Annotated in this window: 8 protein-coding genes; 6 read left to right on the plus strand and 2 right to left on the minus strand. The window is 75.0% G+C overall.

What is annotated here, in order from left to right:
* Both B0E53_RS30240 and nagA read left to right on the plus strand, forming a co-directional pair.
* On the plus strand, nt 1-355 hold a 355-nt coding region (locus tag B0E53_RS30240; RefSeq protein ID WP_146167819.1), incomplete at its 5' end, for an ROK family protein.
* Nucleotides 352-1,461 carry an N-acetylglucosamine-6-phosphate deacetylase gene (gene nagA / locus B0E53_RS30245; protein WP_107079111.1) on the plus strand — a complete coding sequence of 370 codons (1,110 nt, stop codon included), beginning with the start codon at nt 352-354 and terminating at the stop codon, nt 1,459-1,461. The genes B0E53_RS30240 and nagA, both read left to right, overlap by 4 nt.
* A gap of 11 nt (nt 1,462-1,472) precedes the next feature.
* Here nagA and B0E53_RS30250 read toward each other — a convergent pair whose 3' ends face one another.
* The gene (locus B0E53_RS30250; RefSeq protein ID WP_107079115.1) at nt 1,473-2,684 is read right to left on the minus strand and encodes a DUF4032 domain-containing protein; all 1,212 of its coding nucleotides are present in this window, start codon (nt 2,682-2,684) and stop codon (nt 1,473-1,475) included.
* 140 nt (nt 2,685-2,824) lie between these two features.
* Between B0E53_RS30250 and B0E53_RS30255 the strand changes: the two genes are divergently transcribed.
* Complete coding sequence (locus B0E53_RS30255; protein WP_210406273.1) at nt 2,825-3,562, plus strand: phosphatase PAP2 family protein; 738 nt, start codon at nt 2,825-2,827, stop codon at nt 3,560-3,562.
* A gap of 9 nt (nt 3,563-3,571) precedes the next feature.
* Nucleotides 3,572-4,813, plus strand: coding sequence for an APC family permease (locus B0E53_RS30260; RefSeq protein WP_107079113.1), 1,242 nt, complete (start codon nt 3,572-3,574; stop codon nt 4,811-4,813).
* Nucleotides 4,814-4,819: 6 nt separating this feature from the next.
* On the opposite strand, the gene B0E53_RS30265 is transcribed toward B0E53_RS30260, so the two are convergent.
* The gene (locus B0E53_RS30265) at nt 4,820-6,604 is read right to left on the minus strand and encodes an NAD-binding protein (protein WP_246835675.1); all 1,785 of its coding nucleotides are present in this window, start codon (nt 6,602-6,604) and stop codon (nt 4,820-4,822) included.
* A gap of 88 nt (nt 6,605-6,692) precedes the next feature.
* Between B0E53_RS30265 and B0E53_RS30270 the strand changes: the two genes are divergently transcribed.
* Nucleotides 6,693-7,184: an MSMEG_6728 family protein gene (locus tag B0E53_RS30270; RefSeq protein WP_107079114.1), complete on the plus strand. Its 492-nt coding sequence runs from the start codon at nt 6,693-6,695 to the stop codon at nt 7,182-7,184.
* Nucleotides 7,185-7,222: 38 nt separating this feature from the next.
* Nucleotides 7,223-8,141: FAD-dependent oxidoreductase (locus B0E53_RS30275; RefSeq protein ID WP_146167820.1), on the plus strand; the 919-nt coding region annotated here is incomplete at its 3' end.

An 8,141-nucleotide genomic window follows, 5' to 3' on the forward strand; every position in this document is an offset into this window, starting at 1 on the left:
GGCGATCGGCCGCCGCTACGCCGAGCTGGCCGGTGCCCCGGCCACCGCCGCCGAGGTGGCCGACCGGGCGGCGGCCGGTGAGCCGCTGGCCGGCCGGGTCTGGTGGGAGGCGGTCGAGGCGCTCGCCGACGGCCTGGCCACCGGGCAGGCGCTCTTCGACGTGGCGACCATCGTGATCGGCGGCGGGCTGGCCCAGGCCGGTCCCCGGCTGTTCGACCCGCTGCGCACGGCGCTGCGCGAGCGGCTGACCTTCCACCGGGAGCCGCGCCTGGTCGCCGCGGCCCTCGGCGACGAGGCGGGCTGCCTCGGTGCCGCCCTGCTGGCCCTGGACACCCTGGCGAAGGAGAGCCGATGACCCTGCGCGTGACCGGCAAGGTGGTGACCCCGACCGGCGTGATCCGGCAGGGTTGCGTCGAGATCGCGGGCGACCGGATCCGGGCCGTCGCCGAGTACCCGACGGTGCGCGACGGGCACTGGATCGTGCCGGGCTTCGTGGACATGCACACCCACGGCGGGGGCGGGCACACCTTCACCACCGGTGACGCGGAGTCGGCCCGGCAGGCCGCCGACTTCCACCTCGGGCACGGCACCACCACGCTGCTGGCCAGCCTGGTCAGCTCCCCGTTCGCGCTGATGCGCGAGGCGACCGCCGCCTACCGGCCGCTGGTCGAGTCCGGGGTGCTGGCCGGCGTCCACTTCGAGGGGCCCTACCTGTCGGCGGACCGCTGCGGCGCGCAGAACCCGGAGTTCCTCCGCGACCCGTCGACCGGGGAGCTGGCCGAGCTGATCGAGCTGGGCGGCGGCGCGGTCCGGATGGTCACCCTGGCCCCCGAGCGGGACGGCGCGCTGGAAGCGATCAAGCTGCTGGTCGCGCACGGCGTGGTGGCGGCGGTCGGGCACACCGACGCCACCTGGGAGCAGACCCGGGCGGCCGTGGCGGCCGGCGCGAGCGTCGGCACCCACCTGTTCAACGGGATGCGCCCGGTGCACCACCGCGAGCCGGGGCCGGTGGTGGCCCTGCTGGAGGCCTCGAACGTGGTCTGCGAGCTGGTCGCCGACGGGGTGCACCTGCACGACGGCATGCTCGGCTTCGCCACCTCGGTGGCCGGCCCGGAGCGGGCCGCCCTCATCACCGACGCGATGGCCGCCGCCGGCATGCCCGACGGCGAGTACGAACTGGGCGGACAGGCCGTCACGGTGGCCGACGGGGTGGCCCGGCTCAGCCGGGACGGCGCGATCGCCGGCAGCACCCTGACCATGGACGCCGCGCTGCGGCACGCCGTCGGCGCGGGAATTCCCCTGCCGGACGCCTGCCGGATGGTCGCCACCACCCCGGCCCGTGCCATCGGCCTGGGCGACCGGGTGGGCGCGCTGCAGACCGGTCTCCGCGCCGACCTGGTCGTCCTCGACGACGACCTCAACGTGGTCCGGGTGATGCGGGCGGGCGCCTGGGTGGAGTGACGCCGGGCGGCTCAGCCGTCGGTCGGCACCTCGACGCCGAGCACCGCCTGCTCGTCCGGGCGGTGCACCAGCACGTCGGCCAGGTACGACTGCACCGCCTGGCGCATCCCGACGTCCCGGCCGGCCCGCTCGGAGAGCAGCCACTTGTGCTCGATGATCTGGGCGAACAGCTCCTGCGGCTCCAGCTTGCGGCGCAGATGCGCCGGCACCGCGCGGACCACCGGCTCGAACACCTCGGTCAGCCAGCGGTGCGCGGCCTGCTGCTCGTCGGTCAGGTCGCTCTCCACCCGGTACGCGTCCAGGTCGTTGAGCAGCTTGCGGGCCTGGTTCTCCTCGGCGTCCAGGCCGGTGAGCCGGAGCAGCCGCCGGGTGTGGTAGCCCGCGTCGACCACCTTGGGCCGGACCAGGTACCGCCCGTTGTCGACGGTCGACATGGCCACCTCGGCGACGTCGAAGCCCAGTTCGTTGAGGCGGCGGATCCGGCCCTCGATGTCGTGCCGGGCCTCCCGCTCGATCTGCTGCTCGTAGGTGATCTCGTGCCAGAGCCGCTCGTAGCGCTGCACCACCTGTTCGCAGACCGCCTCGGGGTCGATCGACTCGTGCAGCAGGCCGGCGGCCTGGAGGTCGAGCGCCTCGCCGAAGATGTTGACCCGTGCGATCTCCAGGTCCTCGCCGCGCTGGCCGTTGGAGAGCGAGGGGTGCAGCGCACCGGTCTCGGCGTCCACCAGATAGGCGGCGAAGGCGCCCGCGTCCCGCCGGAACAGCGTGTTGGACAGCGAGCAGTCGCCCCAGAAGAAACCGGTCAGGTGCATCCGGACCAGCAGCACCGCCAGCGCGTCGAGCAGCCGGTTCATGGTCTCCGGCCGCAGCGTCCGGGAGAACAGCGCCCGGTAGGGCAGCGAGAACTGGAGGTGCCGGGTGATCAGCACCGGGTCGAGCGGCTCGCCGTCGTCCGTCTGCCGGTCGGCAACGATCGCGATCGCCTCGACCGACGGGAAGTCGATCCGTTCCAGCGCCCGGAGCAGGTCGTACTCCCGTTCGGCGACCCGCTCGCCGGTCTCCTTGACCGCGTAGACGTAGCCGCCGAGCCGGACGAAGCGCACGATGTGCCGCGAGATGCCCTGCGGCAGCGCGACCAGGTGTTCGGCAGGCCACTCCTCCAGTGGGGTCGACCAGGGAAGGTCGAGCAGCGCCGGGTCGACGAGGGCCGAGGTGATCCGCACGGCCACAAGTGTGACCGCTCACCGGGCCGAGCGCCTCCCTTCGTGGTTGGGCCCACAGCCGCCGCCGCCCGCGCCGGTCCGGCACCGCCGGCGGCCGGTAGCGTGGTCGCGTGCGGGAGACCACAGGGGTACGCCGGATGCTGCGGCTCCGGCCCGTCCGGCCGGCCGGCTGGTGGTTCGACGGGCTGCTGCTCGCCGCCCTGGTGGCGCTCACCGTGGCGCTGGCCGAGAGGCACCTCTTCGGGCTCGACCGGGCCGTCGCCGACTGGTCCGCCGAGCACCGGCCGGCTCCCGCCCGGTGGGTCGCCATGGCGCTCAACCTGCTCGGCCAGGGCACCCCGCTGACCCTGCTCGCGGCGGGGCTCGGCGTGCTGCTGGCGGTCCGGCTCCGCTCGGTCCGCCCGGTGCTGCCGCCGGTGACCGGGTTCGTGCTCACCTACCTGACCATCGGACCGTTGAAGGTGTGGACCGCGCGGCCCGCGCCGAGCGCCAGCGTGAAGGAGCCGTTCCTGGCGCCCGAGCAGACCCTGCCGCTGTTCCAGCACGACCTGCCGGTGCGCTTCGCCCAGTCGTACCCGTCGGGGCACGTGGCCAACGCGATCGTCTGGTACGGCGTGCTCGCCCTGCTGCTGGCTCCCCTGCTGCGCACCTTCGGCCGGACCGTCCCGCCCCGGCTGGTCACCGTGGTCCGGGTGGTGCCGCCGCTGGTGGTCCTGTGCACCACCAGCTACCTGGGCTGGCACTGGCTGACCGACTCGGTCGCCGGGCTGCTGCTCGGCCTGCTGCTGGACCGCCTGCTGCACCGGGTGCCCTGGGACGACCTGCCGTTGCCCGGCCCGCTGCGCAACCGGGACCGGCCGTTCACCTCCCTGTCCTAGCCTGCGCTGGTGGCAGAACTCGCGCGCCGGCTGGGCGTACCCGACGCGGTCGTCATCGGGCTCGGGTCGATGCTCGGCGCGGGCGTCTTCGTGGTCTTCGGTCCCGCCGCGGCGGCGGCCGGCGGCGCCGGCCTGCTGGTCGCGCTGGCCCTCGCCGGCTTCATCGCCTTCTGCAACGCGACCAGCTCGGCCCGGCTCGCCGCCCGCTACCCGGAGTCCGGCGGCACCTACGTCTACGGCCGGGAGCGGCTGCACCCGTTCGCCGGGTTCCTCGCCGGCTGGGGCTTCGTGATCGGCAAGACCGCGAGCTGCGCCGCCATGGCCCTCACCATCGGGGCGTACCTCTGGCCGGGGCGGGCGCGGCTCGTCGCGGTCCTCGCGGTGCTGGCGGTGACCGCCGTGAACCTGCGCGGGATCGGGAAGACCGCGGCCGCCACCCGGGTCCTGGTCGGCGTGGTGCTCACCGTGCTCGCCGTGGTGGCGGTGACCGGCGTGCCGCACGTCGCGCCCGACCGGCTGGCCGGTTTCGCCGACGCCGGGGTCCGGGGCGTGCTCACCGCCGCCGGCCTGCTCTTCTTCGCCTTCGCCGGGTACGCCCGGATCGCCACGCTCGGCGAGGAGGTCCGCGACCCGGAACGCACCGTCCCGCGCGCGGTGCCGCTGGCACTCGGCGTGGTGCTGGCCATCTACCTGCTGCTGGCCGTGGTCGCGGTCGGCGTGCTGGGCGAGCAGCGGCTGGCCGACTCGGCCGCGCCGCTGGCCGAGGTGGTGACCTCGGCCGGGCTGCCCGACCTGGCCTGGCTGGTCCGGGCGGGGGCGACCGTGGCGGTGACCGGGGTGCTGCTCTCCCTGCTGGCCGGGGTCGGCCGGACCACGCTGGCGATGGCCCGCCGCCGGGACCTCCCGGGCGCGCTCGCCGCCGTACACCCGAGGTACCGGGTGCCGCACCGCGCCGAGCTGGCCGTGGCGGCCGTGGTGATCGTCGTGGTGTCCCTGGTCGACGTCCGCGGGGCGATCGGCTTCTCCAGCTGCACGGTGCTGGTCTACTACGCGATCGCCAACGCCTCGGCGCTCACCCTGGGCCGGGACCCGGAGCGGAAGCTGCCGGTGCAACTGCTCGCCGCGCTGGGGCTGGTCGGCTGCCTGCTGCTCGCGGTCAACCTGCCGGTCGCCAGCGTGCTCACCGGCTTCGGCGTGCTCGCCCTCGGCGCCGCCGGGTACGCGCTCCGCCACGCCACCCGTGCGACCTGACCCCGGTCACTCGTCCGGTTGGCGTGGGACCGGGGCGCCGGCCGGGGCGGGCGGCGGCACCGGCGTGGTCTCCCGGAGCAGGGCGGTCAGCCCGGCCCGCCGGGCCACCACGGTCAGCCGGTCCCCCGCGTGGATCACCATCCGCGGGTCGGTGGACCACTCCGTCTTCTGCCCGGCCCGGGTGTACGCGAGCAGGCGTACCTCGCCGGGGCGGGCCACCGCGCCGAGCGGCCGGCCGTCGAGCGGGGAGCCGGCCACCACCGGCACCTCGGTGACCAGCAGCGCGTGCCGGTCGACCGGGATGGTGGCGATCACCGCGCGGTCCAGCATGGCGGCCGCGAACGCCGGGGCGGCCAGGTACGACACGCTGCGCGAGATGCCGATGCCGAACGCCTGCTGGATCCGCTCGGCGAAGTCGCCGTCGAAGAGACGCAGCACCACCCGCAGGTCGGGATCGAGGGAGCGGGCGTTGAGCGCGGCGCGCAGGTTCGCCCCGTCGTCGGTGGAGACCACCACCAGCGCCTGGCTGGTGTCGACGGAGGCGGCCCGCAGGGTCTCCTCCTGGCCGGCGTCCCCGACGATCAGCGGCACGCCGAGCCGGTGCGCCAGCGGCGCACCCCGCGCCTCCGGGTTCTTGTCGATGGCCACCACCTCGACCCCGAAGTCGTGCAGCTGGGCCATCACCCGGGTGCCGATGTTGCCCAGCCCGACCACCACCACGTGCCCGGACCGGTCGGGCTGGACCCGGCCGGCGTGCAGAGCGAGCCGGGCGTTCACGATGCCGTCGACCACGGCGGCCGTGATCAGCGGGATCAGCGCCAGCCCGGCCAGGTTGAGCACCACCTGCATGACCTGGGCGGCGAGCGGCTTGTTGACGTCCGGGTCCTGCCCGCTGAGCGTGGTGACCAGGGTGAGGTAGAGCGCCTCGGACCAGGTCACGTCCGCCGCCCGGGCGTTGAGCCAGCCGAGCACGGCGATCACCGCGAGCAGCACCAGCACGGCCACGCCGATCTTGCGGGTGGCGAAGCTGCGGAGCGCCCGGAGCAGCACCGCCACGGGCTGCCGGCGACGGCGGGCGCGGACCAGCCGGCGGGCGGCCAGCTCGGTGCCGGGCGGCCGCCCGGTCGCCTCGGCCAGCACCACGTCGGCGGAGGACTCGTCGGCGGGCAGCACCCGGACCAGCTCCGGGTCGGTGGTGACGGCCAGCCCGCTGAGCACGTCCTGCGGGCGTACGTCGACGCGGCGGGCCACGTAGAGGGTGCGGCCGGCGTGCCGGAAGTGGGTGGGGGCCAGCTCGCCGAGGGCGGCGGCCACGAAGGCCGGGGCGGAGATCGAGGCGTCGGAGAGCACCGCCGAGTCCGGGAAGAGCTGCCGTAAGCCGTTGGCCAGGCTGGTGTTGAACATCCGGACCACCAGGCGCAGCCGGGGCTCGACCTCCTGGGCGCAGAGCGCGGCGTGCATGTTGCCCACGTCGTCCTGGTGCAGCAGGGCAAGCCCGTCCGCCCCGGCCAGCCCGGCCCGGTGGAAGGTGGCCTCGTCGAGCCGGTCCGCCCGGACGACCTGGACGCCTGGGAGATCCCGCCCGTCGGGTCCCTCGGAGCGGCGACGCTCGGGCACCACCAGGGTGACCCGCACCCGGCCGGCGGGCGGGTCGGTGGCGAGCAGCGACCGGACCACCCAGTAGGCCAACGGGTCCGAGCCGCAGACCACGTAGTGCGGGCGCACGTCGCCGTTCATCTTCAGCCGCCATCCGGTCGCCCGGCGCGCGCGGTCGCGGAGGGGCTCGGCCATGTCCGGATCGTAGTCAGTCGCTCGCAATGCGCGCAGCCCCCTCGATCATGAGCGCATGGTGCCGGCCAGTACGGGTAGAGCACCCGCCATGCAGACGTTCCTGCCGTATCCGGACTTCCTGGCCAGTGCCCGGACGCTGGACCAGAAGCGGCTGGGCAAGCAGCGGGTGGAGACCATCCAGGTGCTGCGCGGGCTGACCCGGCCGGACTACGGCTGGCGCAACCACCCGGCGGTGAAGATGTGGGCCGGGTACGAGGAGGCGCTGACCCGGTACGGCCTGGACATGTGCGCGGTGTGGTGCGAGCCGGGCCGGGCGGACACCTGCGCGGCCACCATGGCCACCGACCTCGCCACCGCCTGCGGCATCGCCGTCATCCGCACCCAGGCGGAACTGGCCGAGGCCGGCGAGCTGCCGCCCTGGCTCGGCCGGGAGGACGTGCACCGCAGCCACCGGTCGTCGCTGCTGCGCAAGGACCCGGCGCACTACGGCCCGCAGTTCGACGGCGTCCCGCCCGACCTGGAGTACGTCTGGCCGGCGTCGGACCGGCCGCGCCGCTGTCTGCTGCCGCCGGAGGCGTGAGCCGGCAGACTGGAGACCCACGTCGGGCGGAGGCGCAGATGGCACTGTCGCGAGTGGTCGGCCGGCTCATCGGCGTACGCCGGCACCTGGTGGACCCCGGCGGCGGTGGCCCCCCGCGCGTACCCCGGCCGGTGCGGGCCGTGGTGGTCGGCGGCGGCATCGCCGGCATGTCGGCGGCGGTGGTGCTGGCCGAACGCGGCGTCCGGGTGACCGTGCTGGAGGCGGCGCCGCACCTGGGCGGCCGGCTCGGCGCCTGGCCGGAGGAGCTGCCGCACGGCGTCCAGCGCAACGAGCACGGCTTCCACGCCTTCTTCCGGCAGTACTGGAACTGGCGGAACATCCTGCGCCGGGCCGACCCGACGCTCGGCTTCCTCAAGTCGGTCCCCGGCTATCCGATCCTCTCCGCGCGCTGGCCGACCGAGGAGTTCGGCAGGCTGCCGCCCGCGCCGCCGGCCAACCTGCTCGCCCTGCTGTTGCGCAGCCCGAGCGTGCGCCTGGTCGACCTGAGGGCGATGGACCGGGCCGCGGCGCTGCCGCTGCTCACCTACGACCCGGAGCGCACCTACGCCGAGTTCGACACCCGGACCGCCGACGAGCTGCTCACCTCGTTGCGGCTGCCGGACCGGGCCCGGGCCATGCTCTTCGAGGTCTTCTCGCACTCGTTCTTCAACCACGAGGCGGAGATGTCGGCCGCCGAGATGATCGCCCAGTTCCACTTCTACCTGCTCGGCAACCCGGAGGGGCTGGCCTTCGACTGCCCGGACCGGGACTACGCCACGACCATCTGGGCGCCGCTCACCCGGCACGTCGAGCGGCACGGCGCCCGGGTGTGCACCGGCACGGCCGCCGCCCGGCTGGACCGGACGCCGGGCGGCTGGCGGGTCACCACCGCCGCCGGCGACGCCCACGAGGCCGGGCACGTGGTTCTCGCCGTCGACCCGCCGGCGCTCGCCGCGC

This window comes from Micromonospora sp. MH33 (genome assembly GCF_003013775.1).
Taxonomy (GTDB): Bacteria; Actinomycetota; Actinomycetes; order Mycobacteriales; family Micromonosporaceae; genus Micromonospora; species Micromonospora fulviviridis.